The following is a 21,742-nucleotide window of genomic DNA, read 5'->3' on the forward strand; positions in this document are numbered from 1 at the left end:
CGCACGGGAACCGCCTCATTGCTCGCACTCCACCAGACGCGCGACGCGCGTCGCGCGGTCAAAGGTGATCTGGCGCTTGCGCAGCAGCCGCTCCAGCGTCTGGGTGAAGAGATCGTCGGTCAGCCGCATCATTCCCGGCTGCAGCTCGTCCGGGATCCCGAGCGCCGCGGCGAAGGCCGGCAGCACGTCCGCGGACAGCGCCGCCGAGCGGCCGAGATCGACCTGGCAGCCCTGCTCCGACAGGGTGCGGCGCCCGGCACGCTCGAATTCCGCCTCGGGCAGCGCCAGCACGCGGCTGCGCTCGTCGGCCACCGCCTGCTGGCGGTCGGATTGCGCCTTCGCCGTGGCATAGGCCTCCATCTGCCCGGCCGTCAGCACCGGCCGGCAGTTCTTCAGCAGGACGACATTGGCGATGTCGGTATCGCACAGGAAGGCCGGACCGCGCCGGTCCTGGACCAGAAGACCGCCCTCGTAGGGGCCGATGACCGCATAGCCCGCGGTCCCGTCGAAAACCGGCAGCCCGTCCGACGCCGCTGCCGCGGTGCCGCAGGCCGCCATTGCCAGCGCAGCCGCGAGGGCGCGCATTTGCCTTGCATCCGGATGCATCCGCATCCCTTTCCGTCCGTTGCCCGCGGGACGCCGGGCTTTCCGGGGATGCCGGTGCATCCCGGTGCCGGTCTCCGCCCCGCCTCGAAACATCCTAGCGGTCGACCTCGCCGAAGACGATGTCCATGGTCCCGATCAGCGCCGAGACATCCGCCAGCTGGTGGCCCTTGGCCACATGGTCCATCGCCTGAAGGTGCAGGTAGCCCGGCGCGCGGATCTTGGCGCGGTAGGGCTTGTTGGTGCCGTCCGATTTCAGGAACACGCCGAATTCGCCCTTTGGCGCCTCGACCGCGCAATAGACTTCGCCCTCGGGGACGTGGAAGCCCTCGGTATAGAGCTTGAAGTGATGGATCAGGGCTTCCATCGAGGTCTTCATGTCGCCGCGCGAGGGCGGGGTGATCTTGCCGCGCGCAAGCACGTCGCCCTGGTTCTCCGGCGCCTGCAGCTTGGCGCAGGCCTGGCGGATGATCTTCACGCTCTCGCGCATCTCGGCCATGCGGCAGAGATAGCGGTCGTAGCAGTCGCCGTTCTTGCCCACCGGGATCTGGAAGTCGAACTCGTCATAGCATTCGTAGGGCTGCGCGCGGCGCAGGTCCCAGGCCAGGCCCGAGCCGCGGACCATGATGCCCGAGAAGCTCCAGTCCAGGATCTCCTGCTCGCTGACCACGCCGATGAAGGCGTTGCGCTGCTTGAAGATGCGGTTCTCGGTCAAGAGCCCGTCGATGTCGTCGAGCACCTTGGGGAACTCGACCGCCCAGGCGTCGATATCCTCGATCAGCTTCGGCGGCAGGTCCTGGTGCACCCCGCCGGGCCGGAAATAGGCCGCGTGGAGGCGCGCGCCGCAGGCCCGCTCGTAGAAGATCATCAGCTTCTCGCGCTCCTCGAAGCCCCAGAGCGGCGGCGTCAGCGCGCCGACGTCCATGGCCTGCGTGGTCACGTTGAGAAGGTGGTTCAGCACCCGGCCGATCTCGCAGAACAGCACCCGGATCAGCGAGGCGCGGCGCGGCACCTCGGTGCCGGTCAGCTTCTCGATCGCCAGGCACCAGGCATGCTCCTGGTTCATCGGCGCCACGTAGTCGAGGCGGTCGAAATAGGGCAGGTTCTGCAGGTAGGTGCGGCTCTCCATCAGCTTCTCGGTGCCGCGGTGCAGCAGCCCGATATGCGGATCGCAGCGCTCGACGATCTCGCCGTCGAGCTCCAGCACCATGCGCAGCACGCCATGCGCCGCCGGGTGCTGCGGCCCGAAGTTGATGTTGAAGTTCCGGATCTTCTGTTCGCCGGTCAGAGCGTCGTCGAAATTCGCGCCGTCCATCATGCTCTTCCCCCTTCGCTCCGAGCGGGATTGCCGCCGGACATGGTATCCTCTCGGGCCGCGCCCTCCGGCGCCGCCTCCGTGCCGCGCGCCGCCCCCGCCGGGTCCTGCCATGCGGCCGGGACCTCGCTGCCGAAGCGGTCGCGGATGAAATCGTACTGCACCTGGAGTCCCTCCCCCAGCAACTTCCGGACCGAGCCGGGCATGTCGAGCCCGGTGCCCTCGTTGGAGCGGTGCCCGAAATCTGCCGGAACGAAGTCGATCCCGGCGAAATCGCAGAATTTCCGCACCGCGTCGTCGGTGAAGAGCGTCTCGTAGAACAGGTACTGGATGCGGTCGCGCGGCACCGCCGCCTCGAGCTCGGCGATCGTGCGCATGTAGTTCGAGCGCGGCAGCGTCGCCGCCTGGTAGTTGCCCAGGTAGTGCTTCAGAGCCCGGTGCGCCGCCTTCTCGAAATCCGCGCCGTCATTGCGGTTGAGGATGTTCTTCGAGGCCATCCGCGCCTGCGACCACAGCCGGTCGATCGGGTCGCGCATGATGAAGACGAAGCGGGCATTGTCCGCGAGGCTGTCCATGAAGCCGAAGACCGTCCGGTCGCAGGTCGCGTAGGACGGCGTGAAATCGCACAGATGCGTCGCCGCGCCCGCGCGCGCGGTCAGCAGCCGCAGATAGGCGGCCAGCCCGCGGTCGTCCGGCGCGAAGAGTTCGGCCCGCTGCACCGCGGCCTGCAGCTCCAGCAGCTTCTCGCCGAAACGGAAATTGTCCGTCCCCAGCATCGAGGTCAGGTGCCGCTTCATGTTGTTGATCGCCACCTTGCGCGCCTGCATGTCGAAGCCGTAGCGCGTGTCGAAGAAATGGCATTCCTTCATCGGCGGCAGGTAGCATTGCGGATGCCCGGCCACATAGTCGCCTAGCCAGGTGGTCCCGCCCTTCTGCGCGCCGACGCAGTAGATCACGGTCTTGTCCGAAGGGAAGCGCATCGAATTCACCGAAAAACTGGTAATGTTACTCATGCTGACACCCGCTTGCGCTCCACGCGCGCCTTGAACCTGTCCCACTGCACCACCGCACGCTGGTGGCGGCCTTCGCCGATCACGTCCGCGCCGTCATGGCCGCGCACCTTGAACCAGACGAACTTGCCGTCGAAGGACTCGATCTCGGTCTCCACGGTCACGGTCAGGCCGGGCGGCGTGGGCGCAACATGGGTCATCTCGAAACCGGTGCCCAGCGAGCCCTCGCCCTCCTCGTAGAAGGGCGCGATTTGCTCCACGCAGGCCCATTCGAACAGCCCGATCATGTAGGCCGAGGCGAACACATGCGGCATCGGATCCATCACCCGGGCATCGGGAAAAAGCAGGGGCACGACCTCCTCGGGACGGACCACGCGCGAAAACGTGGCGCGGTCGCCTATGGAGAGCCCCGGCTTCACGCGTCAGGCCCCTTTCTTCTCGTCGCCGGGAAGGATGTATTCGGCACCCTCCCAGGGCGACATGAAGTCGAACTGCCGGTATTCCTGGACGAGCTTCACCGGCTCGTAGACGACCCGCTTCTCGACCTCGTCATAGCGCACCTCGGTATAGCCCGTGGTCGGGAAGTCCTTGCGCAGCGGATGGCCGCGGAAGCCGTAGTCGGTGAGAATCCGGCGCAGGTCCGGATGGCCCTTGAAGAGGATGCCGAACATGTCGAACACTTCGCGCTCGAACCAGTTGGCGGCGGGGAGTATCGAGACGAGGCTGGGCACCATCTCGTCCTCGCGCACCTGCACGCGCAGCCGGATCCGCTGGTTCTGGTACATCGACAGGAAGTGGTAGATCACGTCGAAGCGCTTCTCGCGCTGCGGATAGTCCACCGCGGTGATGTCGATCAGCGTGGAGAAGCGGCAGGTCGGCTCGGTGCGGATGTAGTCGGCGAAGCCCGGCAGCCGCACCGGCGCCACGTTCACGTTCAGCTCGCCATGGGCGATCTCGGTCGACAGCACGCAGTCCGGGCGCTTCAGCTCCAGCGTCGCGGCGAGTTCCTCGAGTTCCTGGGTCATGGGCTTCCCTCAGCGGACGATGGTGCCGGTGCGGCGGATCTTCCGCTGCAGCTGCATGATGCCGTAGAGCAGCGCCTCGGCCGTGGGCGGGCAGCCCGGCACGTAGATGTCGACCGGCACGATCCGGTCGCAGCCGCGCACCACGGAATAGCTGTAATGGTAGTAGCCGCCGCCATTGGCGCAGGAGCCCATCGAGATGACGTAGCGCGGCTCGGGCATCTGGTCGTAGACCTTGCGCAGCGCCGGGGCCATCTTGTTGGTCAGCGTGCCCGCGACGATCATGAGGTCGGACTGGCGCGGAGAGGCGCGCGGCGCGGTCCCGAAGCGTTCCAGGTCGTAGCGCGGCATCGAGGTGTGCATCATCTCGACGGCGCAGCAGGCGAGGCCGAAGGTCATCCAGTGCAGCGATCCGGTGCGCGCCCAGTTGACGATGTCCTCCACCGAGGTCAGCAGGAAGCCCTTGTCCTGCAGTTCGCGGTTGAGGGTCTGGGTCGCCACCTCGCGGTCGGGACCGGCGGAATAGGCGGTGGTAGTCACTGCCATTCGAGCGCCCCTTTCTTCCATTCATAGGCGAAGCCCACGGTCAGCACGCCGAGGAACACCATCATCGACCAGAAGCCGGTCATCGAGATGTCCTTGAAGGCGACTGCCCAGGGAAACAGGAAGGCGATCTCCAGGTCGAAGATGATGAACAGGATCGAGACCAGGTAGAACCGCACGTCGAATTTCATCCGCGCATCGTCGAAGGCGTTGAAACCGCACTCGTAGGCGCTGACCTTTTCCGGGTCGGGATTGCGCACCGCGGCGATGCCTGCGGCGGCGATCAGGATCACCCCCAGCGCGACGGCGATCCCGAGGAAGACGAGGATGGGAAGGTACTCTCTCAAAAGCTCGTCCACGGTCACCTCCTCCTGAGCAGCGTGCCTTGACTGGCTAGTTATCGTGGATAAGCCCGTCAAGATTTCCGGTCAACCAACGGAAGGTTAATTCGGCCCGGATAAATGCAATTGCGCACAAGACTTTACCGCTGGAAAGCCAGCGAGAGCGCGCTAATGACGCAGCAACCGCCGCTGTCGGCGGCAGGCGCGGCGCAGCCATGCCGGAACCGCCGCGGGCGGGACCTGCAGCGGTAAACGGAACGTGAAGGAAACCGGCCCGCCGGGGCGGGCCGCAGCCGGGTCAGCCGCCGGCATAGCTGCGCGCGTAGCGGCGGCTGAGCGAGGTGAACAGCTCGTAGCCGATCGTGCCGGCCTCGTCGGCCAGCTCGTCGACGCCGTGCGCGGCATTCACCAGGTCCAGCGACTCGGGGTCGTGATCCAGCGCCGAGACGTCGATCGTCAGCAGGTCCATTGACACCCGCCCGACCAGCGGGCAGGCCACGTCGCCCGCCCACAGGATGGCGCGGTTCGACAGGACGCGCAGGATGCCGTCGGCATAGCCGGCCGAAACCGTCGCGATCCGAACGGGCTTGGTGGCGCCCCAGGTCCAGCCGTAGCCCACCGCCTCGTCCTTCTCGACGGTGCGCACCTGGATCACCGGCAGGCTCAGCGTGACCACCGGCGCGGCGGCCTCGAAGGGACGGCCGCCATAGAGGCCGATGCCCGGGCGGACGAGCTCGTAATGGTAGTCCGGGCCGAGCAGCACGCCGCCGGTCGCGGCCAGCGAGCGCGGCACGCCGGTGCCTTCGGTCATCGCGTCGAAGGCGCGCTTCTGCGACAGGTTCGCCTCGTGCGCTGGCTCGTCGGCGCAGGCCAGGTGCGACATCAGCAGTTCCGGCTTCGCCGCCAGCAGGCTGTCGCGCAAGCCCTGCCATTCGGCGGGCTCCATGCCCAGCCGGTTCATGCCGCTGTCGAGCTGAACGCCGAAGGGATGGCCGGGAAGCGCCTCCATGTGGCGCTTCGCCTGTTCCGCGCTGTTGAGCATCGGCACCAGGTCATTCTGGCGGATCAGCTCGGCATCCCCGGCCATGTGGCCCGAGAACACGCCGATCCAGAAATCGGGACCGAGCGCGGCCCTGAGCGCAACGCCCTCCTCGGCGGCGGCGACGAAGAACTTCCGCGCGCCCGCGCCGGCAAGCGCGCCCGCGATCCGCTCCACGCCCAGGCCGTAGCCATTGGCCTTGACGGTCGCGGCAGTCGTCGTGCCCTGCGCGGTCATTGCATTGAGGGCCCGCCAGTTGCGTGCCACTGAGTCGAGATCGATGGTAAGATGTCCGGTAGCCATGGCCGGGCAATTGCGCCCAACGGAAAGCCGCGTCAAGACGGTATCGGATTCCGCCATGGCGCTGCCGAGGGGGTCGCATCGCGGCCGCGCATCCCCTATGTCTCGGGACACGCCATCCGGCGCCGCGCCCGGCGGTGCCTGACCCCCGAGGAGGAGACGATGCGCAACTTCCTGATCCCGGCCCTGCTGGCCGTTTCGGCCGCGGCGGCCCCCGCCTTCGCCCAGACCGCATCCGACGATGCGGCGATCCATGTCGCCGTCGGCCAGCAGGGGCGCGGCTACGAGAAGCGCGGCCAGGAGATCGCCCAGCGGCTGACCCAGCGCGGCTACGAGGTCTGGATCGACAATTACGAAGGTTCCGACGCGATCTCGCTGGCGCTCTGCGGCGACCGCGCGACCGTCGGCATCATGCAGATCGACGCCATCTTCGCGCGCGAGCAGGAGGGCTGCCAGCTGAAGACCGTGGCCAATTACGGCAACGAATACGCCTTCATCCTGTTTCCCCCGGACAGCCGGATGGACGAGCTGAGCGATCTCGGCGAAGGCGACAGGATCCTGGTCGACACGATCGGCTCGGGGACGGAGCTGTTCTGGCGCACCATCGTGGGCATCGAGACCGGCGACATGGGCAACAAGTCGGACTGGTCCAAGGCAACGCCCGTGCATGACCTGACGCTGCTGGCGCCTACCCTGGCGGAGCAGGGCGACATCGACGCGATGCTGATGGTCGGGGTCGCGGGCAATGACGAGGTGACCAAGCTGCTGGAGAACGGCTGGGAACTGGGCGAGCTCTACGACAAGGACATCAACGACATGGAGTTCCGCGGCAAGAGCCTCTACGCCCGCGAGAACGTCAAGATGGAAGTGCCCGGCCATTTTTTCGACGAGAAGAACGACGCCTATGTCGTGCCGTCCTACATCGTCATCGGCGCCGGGCTGCAGACCGCGGACCGAAAGCTCTACGGCGACGTGGTCGCGGCCTCGCAGTGACGGCAGGGGGCAGGGCCCGCGCCCTGCCCCGCCATCTCACTGCAGATCGGCAAAGGCGCCCTGCAGCCGCGACACCGCGTCCTCGATCCGCGACCGCTGGGTGCCCAGATTGAAGCGCACGAAGCTCTCGCCGCCCGTCCCGAAGGTCGCGCCGAGATTCCCCGCGATCTTCGCCTTGTTCTGCACCCGGTCGAGGATCTCGGCGGTTTCCATGCCGGTGCCGGAGAAATCCACCCAGGCCAGGTAGGTCGCCTCCAGCTGCATGGAGCGGACGCCCGGGATGGCGTTCACCCCGTCGTCGAAGACGCGGCGGTTGCCGTCCAGATAGGCCTGCAGCGCATCCACCCACTCCGCACCTTCGGGCGAATAGGCGGCCCGCGTCGCCTCCAGGCTGACCGAGCTCGGCGCCAGCGCCAGCGCCTGCATCCGCGCCGCGAAGGTGCTGCGCAGCTCCGCATCGGGGATGATCACCTGGCCGCAATGCATGCCCGCGGTGTTGAAGGTCTTCGACGGCGCGTTCAGCACGATCGTGCGCGGCGCCGCCTCCGGCGCGGCCTTGAGGAAGGGCACATGGGTGGCGCCGGGATAGGTCAGGTCCTGGTGGATCTCGTCTGAGATGACCAGCAGGCCGTGCTTCTCCGCGAAGGCAGCCAAGGCCTTCTGCTCTTCGGCGGACCAGACCCGGCCGCCGGGATTGTGCGGCGAGCAGAGGATGACCGCCTTCTCCCGGCCCGTCATCTGCGCATCCCAGGCCTCCAGATCCATGTCGTAGCGGCCGTTTGCGCATTTCAGCGGCCGTTCGGCCACGACGCGACCGGCATTGCGGATCGTCTTGGCGAAGGCATGGTAGACCGGGGCCATCAGCACGATCTCGTCGCCCGGCGCGGTATAGGCATCCAGCACCAGCGCCACCGCATTGCACAGCCCGTTGGTGGTGAAGACCGACTCCGGCTCCACGTGCCAGCCATGCCTGGTGCGCATCCACCAGCGGACGGCCTCGCGGTACTCGGCATCCGACGCGATGTAGCCGAAGACGCCGTGATCGGCCATGGCGCGCAGGGCGTCGCTCACTGCCGGGGCGGTGGCGAAATCCATGTCCGCGACCCACATGGCCAGCCCGTCCTCGGCGGGAACGCCATAGAGCTTCTCCATGTTGTCCCACTTGCCGCAATTGCTGCCGCGCCGCTCGATCACGCGGTCGAAATCAAACACCATCTCGGAGCACTCCTGAACCAGTCACCGGGAAGCTAGGGCAGCACCGTGCGGGATGCCACCCGGACGCAGGGGAAAGCGTGTCACGGGGAGTTGAATTTTGCCGCTCCAGGCAATTGCGCAGACCGCCGGCTTGTCCTAGATGATCGCAATGGCCATCCTTCCGATCCTCATCCATCCCGACCCGCGTCTGAAGACGGTCTGCGAGCCCGTCCCGGACATGTCCGACGAGCTGCGCACGCTTGCGGACGACATGCTGCTGACCATGTACGACGCGCCCGGCATCGGGCTCGCGGCGCCGCAGATCGGCGTGCTGCAACGGGTCATCGTGATGGATTGCGTCAAGGAGGAAGGCGCCGAGCCGAAGCCGGTGGCGATGTTCAACCCGGAGGTGACCGCCTCCTCGGACATCACCAATGTCTACGAGGAGGGCTGCCTGTCGATCCCCGAGCAATATGCCGAGGTGACCCGGCCGAAGCTGGTGCAGGTCCGCTGGATGGACCGCGACGGCAAGCTGCAGGAGCAGGAGTTCGACGGGCTCTGGGCGACCTGCGTGCAGCACGAGATCGACCATCTCGACGGCAAGCTGTTCATCGACTACCTCAAGCCGCTGCGCCGCCAGATGATCACCCGGAAGATGCAGAAGCTGAAGCGCGAACGGGCGCGCAAGGCGCTGTGACCGTCCGTCCCTTCGTGATGTGGCCGGACAAGCGGCTGCGGACCCGCTGCGACGAGGTCGGCTCCGTGGATGACGAGGTGCGCGCGATCTGGGCCGACATGGTCGAGACGATGGATGCGATGCCGGGCGTGGGGCTCGCCGCCTGCCAGATCGGGGTGATGCGGCGGCTTGCCGTGGTCGATGCCTCCGACGAGCGCGGCAAGGCGGTGAAGATGGCCAATCCCGAGATCCTGCACAGCTCGATCGAGCCGCGCGACCATGAGGAAGCCAGCCCCAACCTGCCCGGCCTCTCGGCACGGGTGACCCGGCCGCGGGCCGTCACGGTGCGGTTCCTCAACGAGGCGGGCGGAACCGAAGAGCGCGACTTCGTCGGCCTCTGGGCGACGAGCGTGCAGCACCAGGTGGATCATCTCGACGGCAAGATGTATTTCGACCGGCTGAGCAAAGTGAAGCGCGACATGCTGCTGCGCAAGGCAGCCAAGCTGCGCTGAAGCGCCCCGTTCCGCCGGATTGCGGCGGGGCGCTCCCGCCCGTCATCGCCGCCCCGCTGCGCGGGCCATCTCTTCCCGTTGGGCCGGGCCGCGCTGGCGCGCGGCGGCGCGGCTCCGATGGCTGAGCTCCGCTCGGCAGGACAATAGCGGCGTGACGGGCCTGGCGAGGCAGGTGCCCGGCGACCTCGCATCATTGCAGCATCCACGGCACAGGATCGGGACCGGGATTGGAACGCATCCGATTGGCTGCAGGGGTTTTGCCCGCGTTCGACGGGGCCGGCCCGCTTGCCGCCAAGGACGCCCTGGATGCCCCGCGCGTGCAAAGGGTTTCGCGAGGTGACGGTCTGGATGCCCCGATCCCGCGCTGGGTTCGCCTCGACTGGACGGCAGGTCCGGGCGAAGGCAGGCCGGGAACCGGCCAAGGGCCGGCGTCCGCAGGCACCATCCCGAGGCAATCCGCGAACATGTCCAGCGATCCCGCGGACGGGCCCTTCGGACCACGCCCCCACTCGGCCGATCCTGCTCCGGCAGCGTCCTGCGCCGGTCCGATGCCCTGAGTATGGCGCCACAGCCTGCGTCAGGCAGGACAGGACCGCAATCCGCCGCGTCCGGCTGCGGGAGGGACGGATCGGCACTCCAGCGCCGCACGCAGTACGGCGGTCCGCATCCCCTGCATATCCATCGGCAGATATCTCCCGGCGCCGCGCAGCGGCCCGGCCCAACGGGAGGCGCTGCGCGCCAGCCCGGCAACGACGGGCGGGAGCGCCCCGGTTCAACCTCCCGCGCGGCGCAGGGGACCGGGTGGCGGCAAAGCCGGTGGCGCCCTGCCGCCGCGGCGTCTATATCGCGCGCAGGACAGGACCGGCAGGAGGGCATCATGCGCGTCATCTTCATGGGAACACCGGATTTCTCGGTTCCGGCGCTCGACGCGCTGGTCGCCGCGGGCCACGAGATCGCCTGCGTCTACACCCAGCCGCCCCGCCCCGCCGGGCGCGGCAAGAAGGACCGCCCGACCCCGGTCCATGCCCGCGCCGAGGCGCTCGGCCTTCCGGTGCGCCACCCCGCCAGGCTGAAGGCGCCGGAAGACCAGGCGGCCTTCGCCGCGCTGAAGGCCGATGTCGCCGTCGTGGTGGCCTACGGGCTGATCCTGCCGCAGCCGGTGCTCGACGCGCCGGAACATGGCTGCCTCAACATCCATGCCTCGCTGCTGCCGCGCTGGCGCGGCGCTGCTCCCATCCACCGCGCCATCATGGCCGGCGATGCCGAGAGCGGCATCTGCATCATGCAGATGGAAGCCGGGCTCGACACCGGTCCCGTCCTGCTGCGCGAGGCGACGCCGATCGGGGCGGAGGAGACCACGGACCAGCTGCATGACCGGCTGTCGGCCATGGGCGCGCGGCTCATCGCCGAGGCGCTTGACCGGCTCGGCAGCCTGGTGCCGCAGCCGCAGCCCGAAGACGGCGTCACCTATGCCTCGAAGATCGACAAGGCCGAGGCGCGGATCGACTGGGCACGTCCGGCGGAAGAGGTCGACCGGCTGATCCGCGGGCTCTCGCCCTTCCCCGGCGCCTGGTGCGAGGCGGCGGGAGAGCGCATCAAGCTTCTGGCCTCGCGCACCGTGCCCGGGTCGGGCGCCCCGGGCGAGGTGCTCGGCGGGCTGCGCATCGCCTGCGGCCGCGGCGCGGTTGAGATCGCCCTGGCGCAGAGGCCGGGCAAGCGGCCCATGGAGGCCGAGGAACTGCTGCGCGGCTGGCAGCTGCCGGCCGTGCTGGACTGATGCATGACCTGGACGCATGGCCGCCATGCACACAGGTGAGACGGGTTTTCACATGTGAGTGACCGGTCTAGGCATGAGGGGTCCCAAGCGAGTCTCCCATGTCCCCCATCACCGGCATCCTGCTGAAAATCGCCTCCGTCTTCCTGATGACGGCGATGTCCGCGCTCATCAAATACGCCTCCGCCACCGTCCCGCCGGGAGAGACCGTGTTCTTCCGCTCGCTCTTCGCCTTCCCGCCGCTGCTGGCCTGGCTGGCCATGCGCGGCGAACTGGGCGTGGGGCTGCGCACCGAGCGGCCCTTCGGCCATCTCTGGCGCGGGCTGGTCGGCGGCATGGCGATGGGACTGATGTTCCTCGGACTCACCTTCCTGCCGCTGCCCGAGGTCACCGCGATCTTCTATGCCACGCCGATCTTCGTGACGATCTTCGCGGCGATGTTCCTGGGCGAGCCCGTTCGGATCTTCCGCGTGGTGACGATCCTGGTCGGGCTGGCCGGAGTGCTGGTGGTGATGCAGCCGCGGCTGACCGCGCTGGACGGCGGCGGCGACATCGCGATGGCGCTCGGCGCGCTCTCGGTCTTCACCGCTACCGTCTTCGCCGCGATGGCGCAGATCACCGTGCGGCACCTGACGAAGACCGAGCACATTGCCGCCATCGTCTTCTACTTCACCGCCACGACCACGGTCCTGTCGCTGCTGACCCTGCCCTTCGGCTGGGTGCTGCCGCAGGCACCGGTGCTCTGGGCGCTGATCGGCGCGGGACTTCTCGGCGGAGCCGGGCAGATCCTGCTGACTGCCAGCTACCGCCATGCCGATGCCGCGGTGATCGCGAGCTTCGAGTTCATCTCGATCGTTCTGGCCATCATCGTCGGCTACATGGTCTTCGCCGAGGTGCCCACCTGGCAGATGATCACCGGCGCGACGCTGGTCGTGCTGTCCGGTCTCGCCCTGGCCTGGCGGGAGCACCGGCTGAAGATAGCCCAGGCGAAGGTGAAGCTGGTCCGCTAGGATCTGCGGACGCTTGGCGTTCCCGGGGCCGCCGAAGGATCGTTCATCCTCCCCATGACAGGGAGCTTCTCCATGCGTGCCCTGGAGCTGCCGATCTTGCCGGATGGACAGCGGGAGCGGTTGGCATCGCATGCCATCGGCGCTGCCTGCGGCTTGGCCTGCGCGGCAAGTGGATGGCCGCCGAAGCGGTTCTTCGGATCCTTGGTACGGGAACCTGGCGCGATCTTCCGGCATGCATCCAGCTGTCGGACTCCGGCGCTCCGCAGGCTCGCCCGCTGCACCTGCCAGGGGGTCTGGCCGCGCATTGTCGCGGCAATGCCGGCCGATCCCGGTTCCGAACTCCCCAATCACCGACGGAAAATTCGTCCGCACCCGCCAGCAAGCTTCCTGTGCAAGAATAGCGCCGAAGATCGGCCCAGCGGCGGGCGGCGCACGTCACGGCACATGGTTGTCCGCGGGCGCGGCTCCCCGGCGCGCGTTGCGATGACCGCCGAACAGGAGCGGGACTCTCCTCAGGCGAGGGAGCGGATGGCCGGACCGCCCGCCGCGGCAGCCATGGCCGACGCCGCATAAGACCGCGACACGCTGCGGCCGCCCCGAACAATCCATGGCGGAGCCCCAATCATCCGCTGGACCGGCAGGTCTGCGCGCAGTGGCCCTCTGAGCCATTTCGGTTCCGCCCCGCAGGATCCCGCTGCGAGAAAGCCGCAGGATCCTGCCTCGCGGCCGCAGCAATCGCCGCCGTCTTCTTGTGGAGGAGGCAAGTGTCCACAGGCCTGAGGCGGCCCGCAGCTGCGCGGTTCCCGGAGCAGGGAGCGCTGCGACCTGCCCGCGCTCTTTCCCGCCTGCCTTGCCCGGGCGGATCCCTTCGGCCGGACGGCGGCCAGGCACTCCCGCCCGCATCGATTCCCTGCTGCGCAGGGCCTCTCTTCCCGTTGGGCCGGGCCGCGCTGGCGCGCGGCGGTTCCGCGAGACCGGCTGCCGCTGCGCCCCGTTCCGCCGCGCAGCGGCGGCCACGCCCAACGGGAGGCCTCGCGGAACCGCCGTGCGCCAGCGCGGCAACGACGGGCGGGAGCACCCGTCCTTCCCGCAAACGGAAAAGCCCCGGCGCTTCCGCGCCGGGGCTTCGCAATCCAGGGTCTCGCCGCCTGTCAGGCGAGAGCGGCCTTTGCCTTGGTCACGATGGCGCCGAAGGCTGCCGGCTCGTGAACGGCCAGATCGGCCAGAACCTTGCGGTCCACTTCGATCCCGGCCTTGTTCAGGCCGTCGATGAAGCGGGAATAGGTCAGGGTTGCATCCTCGGCGCGCACGGCGGCGTTGATGCGCTGGATCCACAGCGCGCGGAAGTTCCGCTTGCGCGCCTTGCGGTCGCGGGTTGCGTACTGGTTCGCCTTGTCGACGGCCTGGGTGGCGGTCTTGAAGGCGGTGCTGCGGCGGCCATAATAGCCTTTTGCAGCGTCCAGAATCTTCTTGTGGCGACGGTGGGTGACGACTCCGCCTTTGACTCGGGGCATGTGTCTAACTCCTTAGCGGGCGTACGGCATGTAGGTCTTGACGATCTTCTCGTCCGGCTTGCTCAGGACCGTGGTGCCCCGTGCGTTCCGGATGAACTTGGTCGTCCGCTTGATCATCCCGTGGCGCTTGCCCGCCTGGGCGACCTTGATGCGCCCGGTGGCCGTCACCTTGAAGCGCTTTTTGGCGCCCGATTTGGTCTTCATCTTCGGCATTTTCTCGCTCCTGTCTGGAGGTGATCGCCCGACTCGGCATGCCAGTTCACCGGACGGACGGGTAGAGCCGCGGTCTCTACTGTCCCGGCGGGGGATTGGCAAGCGCTATCTGCACCTGTCCTGCACCCTTCCGCCGGAGGCCGCGCTCCCGCCGCATCGCATGCCGCCGCACGGACCGCAAGCCCCTCGCGTCCCTGTCGGAACAGTCGCGCCGCCGGCCCGTTGTCTCCCCAACCCGGAAGGAGACCAACATGCCCCGCGACAGCTATGACGCGACCGGCAAGGCCGTGCTATGGCGCATGGCGACGCCGGACCACCTCTGCCCCTTCGGCCTGAAATCGAAGGCCCTGCTGGAACGCCACGGATACGAGGTCGAGGACCATCTGCTGGCCAGCCGCGAGGAGGTCGAGCGGTTCAAGCGCGACCACGCGGTCAAGACGACGCCGATCACCTGGATCGGCAGCGAGATGATCGGCGGCCATGACGACCTGCGCGCCCATTTCGGCGATCCCCTGCCCGATCCCGATGCAGCCAGCTACCGGCCGGTGCTGGCGATCTTCGCCGTGGCGGCGCTGGCCGCGCTGGCGCTCAGCATCGGGGTCTTCGGCACGCCGCTGACGCTGCGCGCCGCCGAATGGTTCGTGGCCTTCTCCATGGCCATGCTCGCCTTGCAGAAGCTGCAGGACGTGGAGAGCTTCTCGACCATGTTCCTGGGCTACGACCTGCTGGCGCGCCGCAAGGTCGGCTACGCCTATCTCTACCCCTATCTGGAGGCAGGAGCCGCAGTGCTGATGATCGGCGGCGTGCTCACCTGGCTCTCGGCGCCCGTGGCGCTGGCGATCGGCAGCATCGGCGCGCTCTCGGTCGCCAAGGCCGTCTGGATCGACAAGCGGGAGCTGAAATGCGCCTGCGCGGGCGGGAACTCGAACGTGCCGCTGGGCTTCGTCTCGCTCAGCGAGAACCTCGCCATGATGGCGATGGGCCTGTGGATGCCGCTGCGCGCACTCGGCATGGTCTGAAGCGGCGGGCGGGGACGTGCCCCGCCCGGCCCGGCTCAGACCGGCGCGACAGGCGCCGCAGGCGTCTCCGCCGCGGACAGGTCGTTGTCCTCGATCAGCGCCCGCAGGCTGGCCTCGTCGGTCTTGGTCAGGGAGGTCTGGATCACCTTGCCCTTTGCGCGGAAGCCCTCGAGCCGTTCCAGCACCTTGTCGCCGGTGGCGCGGCGCACCAGCACGAAGACCAGCGACCCGCCGGGCTGCAGGCTGCCGCCCATCTCCTTCATGAACTTGTCGTTCACGCCGAGATCCGTCAGTGCGCCCGACAGCGCCCCGGCCCCCGCCCCGGCGGCCACCCCGAGCAGCGGATTGAGGAAGACCACGCCGATCAGCAGCCCCCAGAAGGCGCCGCCCACCGCGCCCGCGGCGGTCAGGTTCACTTCCTGGTGCAGCTTCACGTCGCCGGCGGCGTCGCGGGTGACCACGACCGCATCCTCGATTTCCAGGAGATACTCCTTCTGGAGCTTGATGAGTTCGGCGCGCAGCTCGAACCCCGTTGCCTCGTCGTCGAAACCCAGGACGATCAGATCGGACATGGAAACCCCTCCTCAAGAATGAACGCCGCCCCGGAAGGAGCGGCGTGCACAAGAGGTCGGCATCCGGGGACGCGAGGTCAAGCCCCCGCGGATCAACCCGGCTCGATCGAGAAGATCAGCCGCTCCTCGCAGGGGGCGACGCGCAGGATGTTCGTGGTGCCCGACTGGTTGAACGGCACGCCCGCGGTGACGATGATGCTGTCCTTCGAGTCGGCGATGCCCAGCTGCCGCGCAGCGCGGGCCGCGTTGACCACCGCCATCTTGAAGCGGTCGACCTCGCCGGTGGTGGCGCAGGTCACGCCCCAGTAGAGGCAGAGCCGGCGCGCGGTGGAGATCAGCGGCGTCAGCGCCACGACCGGCACACGGGGCCGCTCGCGCGAGACCAGCGCCGCGGTGGTGCCCGAATGGGTGAAGCAGCAGATCGCCTTCACGTCGGCGGTCTCGGCCAGGTTGCGCGCCGCCAGGACGATGCCGTCGGCAACGGTGCGCCGTTCGATATGGCGCGAGGCATCGAGGATCTGGTGGTAGTTCGTGTCGCTTTCCACCGAGATCGCCACGTTGTTCATCGTGGTGACGGCCTCGACCGGATACTTGCCGGCCGCGGATTCCGCCGAGAGCATCACCGCATCGGCGCCCTCGTAGATCGCGGTCGCCACGTCCGAGACCTCGGCGCGGGTCGGCATCGGGCTCTCGATCATCGATTCGAGCATCTGAGTCGCCACGATCACCGGCTTGGCGGCAGCCCGGCAGGCGCGGATCAGGCGCTTCTGGACGGGGGGCACCGAATGCACCGGCAGTTCGACGCCAAGGTCGCCGCGGGCGACCATGATGCCGTCGGAGGCCGCGAGGATGTCGTCGAAGCTCTTCAGCGCGGCCGGCTTCTCGATCTTGGCGATGATCGCGGCGCGGCCGCGGGCCAGAAGGCGGGCTTCGGCCACGTCCTCGGCGCGCTGCACGAAGCTCAGCGCCAGCCAGTCCACGCCCAGATCGCAGACGAAGGCCAGATCCTTGCGGTCCTTCTCGGACAGCGCGGCGAGCGGCAGAACCACGTCGGGCACATTGACGCCCTTGCGGTTGGAGATCTCGCCGCCGATGACCACGGTGCAATCCGCGAAATCGGGGCCGCATTTCTCGACCTTCAGGCGGATCTTGCCGTCATTGACCAGGAGCATCGAGCCCGGCTTCAGCGCGGCGAAGATTTCCGGATGCGGCAGGCGCACGCGGCTGGCATCGCCGTCGGCCTCGTCGAGATCGAGGCGGAAGGACGCGCCCTCCTCCAGCATCTCGGAGTTCCCGGCGAAGGTTCCGACGCGCAGCTTCGGCCCCTGCAGGTCGGCGAGAATGGTTATGGGCGAGTTCAGGTCGGCCTCGACCTGGCGGATGATCCGGTGGCGTTCGGCGATCTCATCATGGCTTCCATGGCTCATGTTGAGGCGGAACACGTCGGCCCCCGCCTCGTGGAGCGCCCGGATCCGCTCGTAAGTGGAGGACGAGGGGCCGAGCGTGGCCACGATCTTTGTGTTGCGTTGGCGTTTCACTTGCAGCCTCCCTTTCGCTACACGGACGCTAATGAAGCAAAACGATGTTAGCGGCAACAGTCCAGTAGCGCGCAGGCGGGAGAGTATGGAAATGGCCAGGGCTTTCGAAGTGACCGGAGCGGAGCGCAGCGGGACCTGGGTGGTCAGCTGCGACCATGCGACGAATATCGTCCCCGCCTCGGTGAACGGCGGCGATCTGGGCCTGCCGCCGCGGGACATGGAGCGCCACATCGCCTATGACGTCGGCGCGCTCGGGGTGGCGCTGGCGCTCGGCGAGGCGCTGGAGGCGCCGGTCGCCGCCTCGCGATTCTCGCGGCTGGTGATCGACCCGAACCGCGGCGAGGACGACCCGACCCTGCTGATGCGGATCTATGACGGCTCGATCATCCCGGCGAACCGCCATGCCGATTCTTCCGAGACCGCCCGGCGGCTGGACGCCTTCTACCGGCCCTATCACGGCGCGCTGGCGGAGCTGATGAGCGCGCGGGCCGATCCGGTGCTGGTCTCGGTGCATTCCTTCACGCGGCAGCTGGCCGGGCGGCCGCCCCGCCCCTGGCAGGTCGGCATCCTGTCGGCGGCGGACCGGCGGCTGAGCGAAGCCTTCATCGCCGCGCTCTCGGCGCCCGATTTCGCGGACTGGGTGGAAGAGGTGTCCGGCGCGCCGCTGGAGATCGGCGACAACCAGCCCTATTCCGGCCACCTGCCGGGCGACGCGGTCGACCGCCATGCGCTGCGCCAGGGGCACCTGAACACGCTGATCGAGATCCGCAACGACCTGATCGCCACCCCCGCCCAGCAGGCCGCCTGGGGCGCGCGGCTGGCGCCGCTGCTGCGCCGCGCGCTGCACGATGCCCGCGAGGCGCGCGATCCGCTGAGTTGATCGCGGCGCCTCTGGACCCTGCCCGCAAGCCGCGCCAGACTGGGCCCGACCCTAAGAGGAGACTGGGACATGAGCCTGCCCGACATCGACCCGCAGACGCAGACCGAGCTCGAGGCCGCCGCCTTCCGCCGCCTGCGCGACCATCTGGCGGCGCGCACAGACGTGCAGAACATCGACATGATGACGCTGGCAGGCTTCTGCCGGAACTGCCTGAGCCAGTGGTACCAGGAGGCAGCCAACGCGCGCGGCATCGAGATGGACAAGGCGCAGGGCCGCGAGGCCTTCTACGGCATGCCCTATTCCGAGTGGCGGGAGAAGCACCAGACCGAGGCGACGGCCGAGCAGAAGGCCGCCTACGAGGTCGCGCACAAGGCCCACGGCTGAACCGAGGGCAGCCGGTCAGGCGGCGTCGGCCTCGGGCTGGGCGCCGTCCTGCTCCTCGGTCTCGGCCTCTTCCTTGCGGCCGCGGCCCTTCAGCCCGGCCCAGAGGCCGACCAGGATCGCCGCGCCGACCGCGGCACCGGCCACCCAGTGGTTGTGCCCCGCCAGATCGGCCAGATGCCCGGGATGGGCCAGAGCGGCGCCGGGCGCCAGGACGAAAGCGGCGCCAGTCAGGATGCGTGTCATGGGGAGAACCTCACCTTGCTGCGCCGCGACACTAGGCCAGCGGCAAGGGGGCTTCAATCGCTTTCCCGGCCGCAGCCGCCGCTCAGGAGGTGCCGTAGTGATCCAGCACCGCGTCGAGATCCTCTGGCAGCGTGTCATGGCTCAGCATGGCACAGGCATTGCTGGCATGGCGGAAGATCGAGCCGTCGGAAAAGAAGCTCTGCCGGGTGACGAAGACCACCTTCATGTCCGGCCAGCGGTAGCCGGCAACATCGGCCACCGCGAAGGGGCTGCCCTCTTCGAGCAGGGCGTCGAGCACGAGAATCGAGAAGCTGCGGCGGTTCAACTCGTCCACTGCCTGCTCCTGGCTGTGGACCAGCGTGACCTCCTTGCCGGTGCGTTCCAGGTGGCGCCGCCATACCCGGCCCAGCTCGGTGTCGCTTTCCACGATGAGGACGTGCATCCAGTTTCCCGCTCCTCTTTCTTCCATGCCTTCAAGCCGTCGGCGAAGACCTTCGGACCCTTATCCCCCAGCTTCCAGATGCCGCCGAAAGAATTACCAAAATCTTAAATTATCCAAGTTTACGTTAACGGAAGCCCTTTGGATCCGACATTTTTTCTGCACTGCGGCACCCTGGCGCGGATCATAATGCGCCTGCAGCATGAGTCGATTTGGAACCAAAAACCAGTTCTTCTCCGGAATACCCCACTCGACGGGGCGCAGCGAATCGGCTGGACAGCGGGGTCCGGGCAGCCGATCACGCAGCCCGACCCGAAGCCACGCCGGATCATGTAGGCATGATAACGACTCACGCCGCCTGCCTTGCTGCAGCGCTGATAATTGACGCCCTGCTCGGTGAACCCGACTTCCTCTGGCGCCGCCTGCCCCATCCGGCCGTGCTGATGGGCCGGGCCGTGTCCGCGCTCGACCGCGGCTGGAACCGCGGCAGCGCCCGCCGGATCAAGGGGGTGGCCGCGCTCCTCGTCCTCGTCACCGGCGCCTTCGGGCTCGGACTGGCGATCGAGGCCCTGCCCCTCGGGCCGGTCTGGTCGGTGCTCTGCGCCGCGGTGCTGCTGGCGCAGAAGAGCCTCTGCCAGCATGTCGCTGCGGTTGCCGCCGCGCTGCGGCAGGGGCTCCCCGAGGGACGGCAGGCCGTGGCGATGATCGTCGGCCGCGACACGCGCGACATGGATGCCTCCGCCATCGGCCGCGGCGCGATCGAGAGCGCGGCGGAGAACCTCTCGGACGGCGTCGTCGCCCCCGCCTTCTGGTACCTGCTGCTCGGCCTGCCGGGCATCCTCGCCTACAAGGCCGTGAACACCGCCGACAGCATGATCGGCTACCGCACGCCCCGCCACGAGGCCTTCGGCTGGGCCGCCGCGCGCTTCGACGATCTCGTCAACCTCGTCCCGGCGCGGCTGACCGCGCTGATCATCGCCGCGCTCTGGTCGCTCTGGGGCGCGGCGGGCGCGATCATTGCCGAGGCGCGGCGCCACCGCTCGCCCAATGCCGGCTGGCCCGAGGCCGCCGCCTCCCGGGCGCTCGGCATCGCGCTCTCGGGACCGCGCAGCTATGACGGGGTGATGCGCGACTATCCCTACGTGAATCCGGAGGGCAAGCGCGAGATCGGCGCCGCGGAAATCGACGCCTCGGTCGGGCTGCTCTGGCGCGTCTGGGCGGCGCTGCTCGGCCTGGCCTTGCTCATCGCGGCAATCGCCCCAGCTATCCGGTGACGCCCCCGGCCGCCGCATGGTAGACGGGGGCAGAGCCGGATCCAGGAGCCTCCCATGCGCCACGCCCTCTCTTCCCTATGCCTCGTGCTCGCGGCCGGAACCGCCCAGGCCCAGTGCGGCGGCAGCTTTTCCTCGTTCCTTTCAGGCTTCAAGCAGGAGGCCGTCGCCCGCGGGCATTCCGCCGCCAATGTCGACCGCTTCCTCGCCAATGCGCGCCAGGATCAGAAGGTGCTGAATGCCGACCGCGCGCAGGGCATCTTCCGGATGAACTTCACCGATTTCGCGCGGCGGGTGATCAGCGCCAACCGCATGCAGAACGGCCAGCGCAACGCGCAGAAATACGCCTCCACCTTCGCTTCGATCCAGCGGCAATACGGCGTGCCCAAGGGCATCCTTCTGGCCTTCTGGGCGCTGGAAACCGATTACGGCCAGGTGCAGGGCGACTTCAACACGCTCAACGCGCTGCTGACGCTGGCTCATGACTGCCGCCGCCCCGAGCTGTTCCGCCCGCAGGCCTTCGCCGCGCTGACGCTGTACGAGCGCGGCGATTTCGACCCCGTCCGCACCACCGGCGCCTGGGCGGGCGAGATCGGCCAGGTGCAGATGCTGCCCGCCGACATCCTGGAAAACGGCGTCGACGGCGACGGCAACGGCCATGTTGACCTGAAGGGCTCCTCGGTGGATGCGCTCCATTCCGGTGCGAAGATGCTGCGCTCGCTGGGCTGGCGGCCGAACGAGCCATGGCTGCAGGAGGTCACCGTGCCGTCGAACCTCGACTGGTCCAAGTCCGGGCTCGACCACCAGCTTTCCACCCGCGACTGGGCCAGGATGGGCGTGAAGCCGCGCCAGGGCGACCTCGCCGGGCTCCCGGCCTCGCTGCTGCTGCCCGAGGGACGCAACGGACCGGCCTTCCTCGCCTATCCGAATTTCCGCGTGCTATTCGAATGGAACCAGAGCTTCGTCTACGTGACCACCGCGGCCTATTTCGCCACCCGTCTGGAGGGCGCGCCGGTCTTCGCCGCCGGAAACCCCTCGCCGCCGCTCTCCGGCAACGAGATGGTGGCCCTGCAGAAGAAGCTTGCCGCGCGCGGCCACGATGTCGGCGGCATTGACGGCATCCTCGGCGAGAAGACCCGCGAGGCGGTGCAGAAGGAGCAGATCCGGCTGGGCTTGCCGGCGGATGCATGGCCGACGCGCGACCTGCTGAACCGGCTCTGAGCCAGTTGCGGCGGCAGCCCCGGGAGGATGACGGGCGCAACGGCGGATGACCGCGTGGCGCCAGCCGCTGCAAGCGTACCGACCTGCGCGGCACATCGGCCGGCGCCGCGCCTGCG

The 21,742-nt window shown here is 68.3% G+C and carries 25 protein-coding genes; 10 read left to right on the forward strand and 15 right to left on the reverse strand.

Features of this window, described 5'->3' with window-relative positions; genetic code table 11:
• Positions 1–15 precede the first annotated feature (15 nt).
• From HCC78_RS20945 to alr, 8 genes are all read right to left on the reverse strand, one after another.
• Positions 16–585, reverse strand: coding sequence for a hypothetical protein (locus HCC78_RS20945; RefSeq protein WP_172330748.1), 570 nt, complete (start codon positions 583–585; stop codon positions 16–18).
• Positions 586–700: 115 nt separating this feature from the next.
• The gene (locus HCC78_RS20950; RefSeq protein WP_172330779.1) at positions 701–1,918 is read right to left on the reverse strand and encodes an NADH-quinone oxidoreductase subunit D; all 1,218 of its coding nucleotides are present in this window, start codon (positions 1,916–1,918) and stop codon (positions 701–703) included.
• Positions 1,918–2,931 carry a sulfotransferase gene (locus tag HCC78_RS20955; protein ID WP_172330749.1) on the reverse strand — a complete coding sequence of 338 codons (1,014 nt, stop codon included), beginning with the start codon at positions 2,929–2,931 and terminating at the stop codon, positions 1,918–1,920. Before HCC78_RS20955 ends, HCC78_RS20950 begins: the two co-directional genes overlap by 1 nt.
• Positions 2,928–3,347, reverse strand: a complete 420-nt coding sequence (locus tag HCC78_RS20960; RefSeq protein WP_172330750.1) for a thioesterase family protein — start codon at positions 3,345–3,347, stop codon at positions 2,928–2,930. The genes HCC78_RS20955 and HCC78_RS20960 overlap by 4 nt, the downstream gene beginning before the upstream one ends.
• Positions 3,348–3,350: 3 nt before the next feature.
• A complete protein-coding gene (locus tag HCC78_RS20965; RefSeq protein WP_172330751.1) occupies positions 3,351–3,953 on the reverse strand; it encodes an NADH-quinone oxidoreductase subunit C in 603 nt (200 codons plus the stop codon).
• Positions 3,954–3,962: 9 nt separating this feature from the next.
• A complete protein-coding gene (locus HCC78_RS20970; RefSeq protein WP_172330752.1) occupies positions 3,963–4,496 on the reverse strand; it encodes an NADH-quinone oxidoreductase subunit B family protein in 534 nt (177 codons plus the stop codon).
• Complete coding sequence (locus HCC78_RS20975) at positions 4,487–4,852, reverse strand: NADH-quinone oxidoreductase subunit A (protein WP_172330753.1); 366 nt, start codon at positions 4,850–4,852, stop codon at positions 4,487–4,489. Before HCC78_RS20975 ends, HCC78_RS20970 begins: the two co-directional genes overlap by 10 nt.
• 280 nt (positions 4,853–5,132) lie before the next feature.
• On the reverse strand, positions 5,133–6,176 hold the full coding sequence (gene alr / locus HCC78_RS20980) for an alanine racemase (RefSeq protein ID WP_172330754.1): 1,044 nt from the start codon (positions 6,174–6,176) through the stop codon (positions 5,133–5,135).
• Positions 6,177–6,335: 159 nt separating this feature from the next.
• Here alr and HCC78_RS20985 point away from each other — a divergent pair, with 159 nt between their 5' ends.
• A complete protein-coding gene (locus HCC78_RS20985; protein ID WP_172330755.1) occupies positions 6,336–7,166 on the forward strand; it encodes a hypothetical protein in 831 nt (276 codons plus the stop codon).
• Positions 7,167–7,202: 36 nt separating this feature from the next.
• Here the strand turns inward: HCC78_RS20985 and HCC78_RS20990 are convergent, their stop codons facing one another.
• A complete protein-coding gene (locus tag HCC78_RS20990; protein WP_172330756.1) occupies positions 7,203–8,381 on the reverse strand; it encodes a MalY/PatB family protein in 1,179 nt (392 codons plus the stop codon).
• A 148-nt stretch (positions 8,382–8,529) separates the two neighbouring features.
• Here HCC78_RS20990 and def (HCC78_RS20995) point away from each other — a divergent pair, with 148 nt between their 5' ends.
• From def (HCC78_RS20995) to HCC78_RS21010, 4 genes are all read left to right on the forward strand, one after another.
• Positions 8,530–9,057: a peptide deformylase gene (gene def / locus HCC78_RS20995; RefSeq protein ID WP_172330757.1), complete on the forward strand. Its 528-nt coding sequence runs from the start codon at positions 8,530–8,532 to the stop codon at positions 9,055–9,057.
• Positions 9,054–9,548 (forward strand): peptide deformylase, encoded by a 495-nt coding sequence (gene def / locus HCC78_RS21000; protein WP_172330758.1) that lies wholly within the window; start codon positions 9,054–9,056, stop codon positions 9,546–9,548. Before def (HCC78_RS20995) ends, def (HCC78_RS21000) begins: the two co-directional genes overlap by 4 nt.
• A gap of 877 nt (positions 9,549–10,425) precedes the next feature.
• Positions 10,426–11,325 (forward strand): methionyl-tRNA formyltransferase, encoded by a 900-nt coding sequence (fmt, locus tag HCC78_RS21005; RefSeq protein WP_172330759.1) that lies wholly within the window; start codon positions 10,426–10,428, stop codon positions 11,323–11,325.
• Positions 11,326–11,423: 98 nt separating this feature from the next.
• Entirely contained in the window at positions 11,424–12,332 is a 909-nt protein-coding gene (locus tag HCC78_RS21010) for a DMT family transporter (RefSeq protein ID WP_172330760.1), read from the forward strand.
• 1,151 nt (positions 12,333–13,483) lie between these two features.
• Here the strand turns inward: HCC78_RS21010 and rplT are convergent.
• Positions 13,484–13,846: a 50S ribosomal protein L20 gene (rplT, locus tag HCC78_RS21015; RefSeq protein WP_172330761.1), complete on the reverse strand. Its 363-nt coding sequence runs from the start codon at positions 13,844–13,846 to the stop codon at positions 13,484–13,486.
• A gap of 12 nt (positions 13,847–13,858) precedes the next feature.
• The gene (gene rpmI / locus HCC78_RS21020; RefSeq protein ID WP_108259693.1) at positions 13,859–14,059 is read right to left on the reverse strand and encodes a 50S ribosomal protein L35; all 201 of its coding nucleotides are present in this window, start codon (positions 14,057–14,059) and stop codon (positions 13,859–13,861) included.
• A 251-nt stretch (positions 14,060–14,310) separates the two neighbouring features.
• Between rpmI and HCC78_RS21025 the strand changes: the two genes are divergently transcribed.
• Positions 14,311–15,078 carry a MauE/DoxX family redox-associated membrane protein gene (locus tag HCC78_RS21025; protein ID WP_172330762.1) on the forward strand — a complete coding sequence of 256 codons (768 nt, stop codon included), beginning with the start codon at positions 14,311–14,313 and terminating at the stop codon, positions 15,076–15,078.
• Between the two features lie 35 nt (positions 15,079–15,113).
• Here HCC78_RS21025 and HCC78_RS21030 read toward each other — a convergent pair whose 3' ends face one another.
• Together HCC78_RS21030 and pyk are read right to left on the reverse strand one after the other, a co-directional pair.
• Positions 15,114–15,650 (reverse strand): DUF1269 domain-containing protein, encoded by a 537-nt coding sequence (locus HCC78_RS21030; RefSeq protein ID WP_172330763.1) that lies wholly within the window; start codon positions 15,648–15,650, stop codon positions 15,114–15,116.
• Positions 15,651–15,742: 92 nt separating this feature from the next.
• On the reverse strand, positions 15,743–17,188 hold the full coding sequence (gene pyk, locus HCC78_RS21035) for a pyruvate kinase (protein ID WP_172330764.1): 1,446 nt from the start codon (positions 17,186–17,188) through the stop codon (positions 15,743–15,745).
• Between the two features lie 91 nt (positions 17,189–17,279).
• Between pyk and HCC78_RS21040 the strand changes: the two genes are divergently transcribed.
• The gene (locus HCC78_RS21040) at positions 17,280–18,068 is read left to right on the forward strand and encodes an N-formylglutamate amidohydrolase (RefSeq protein WP_172330765.1); all 789 of its coding nucleotides are present in this window, start codon (positions 17,280–17,282) and stop codon (positions 18,066–18,068) included.
• 69 nt (positions 18,069–18,137) lie between these two features.
• The gene (locus HCC78_RS21045; protein WP_216671245.1) at positions 18,138–18,452 is read left to right on the forward strand and encodes a DUF1244 domain-containing protein; all 315 of its coding nucleotides are present in this window, start codon (positions 18,138–18,140) and stop codon (positions 18,450–18,452) included.
• A gap of 15 nt (positions 18,453–18,467) precedes the next feature.
• Here the strand turns inward: HCC78_RS21045 and HCC78_RS21050 are convergent, their stop codons facing one another.
• Both HCC78_RS21050 and HCC78_RS21055 read right to left on the reverse strand, forming a co-directional pair.
• The gene (locus HCC78_RS21050; protein WP_172330766.1) at positions 18,468–18,695 is read right to left on the reverse strand and encodes a DUF6732 family protein; all 228 of its coding nucleotides are present in this window, start codon (positions 18,693–18,695) and stop codon (positions 18,468–18,470) included.
• 82 nt (positions 18,696–18,777) lie between these two features.
• The gene (locus HCC78_RS21055; protein WP_172330767.1) at positions 18,778–19,137 is read right to left on the reverse strand and encodes a hypothetical protein; all 360 of its coding nucleotides are present in this window, start codon (positions 19,135–19,137) and stop codon (positions 18,778–18,780) included.
• A gap of 335 nt (positions 19,138–19,472) precedes the next feature.
• Between HCC78_RS21055 and cbiB the strand changes: the two genes are divergently transcribed.
• Positions 19,473–20,408 carry an adenosylcobinamide-phosphate synthase CbiB gene (gene cbiB, locus HCC78_RS21060; protein ID WP_172330768.1) on the forward strand — a complete coding sequence of 312 codons (936 nt, stop codon included), beginning with the start codon at positions 19,473–19,475 and terminating at the stop codon, positions 20,406–20,408.
• A 54-nt stretch (positions 20,409–20,462) separates the two neighbouring features.
• A complete protein-coding gene (locus tag HCC78_RS21065) occupies positions 20,463–21,626 on the forward strand; it encodes a lytic murein transglycosylase (RefSeq protein ID WP_172330769.1) in 1,164 nt (387 codons plus the stop codon).
• The last annotated feature ends 116 nt before the right edge of the window (positions 21,627–21,742 follow it).

This window comes from Mangrovicoccus sp. HB161399 (assembly GCF_013184745.1).
Taxonomy (GTDB): domain Bacteria; phylum Pseudomonadota; class Alphaproteobacteria; order Rhodobacterales; family Rhodobacteraceae; genus Mangrovicoccus.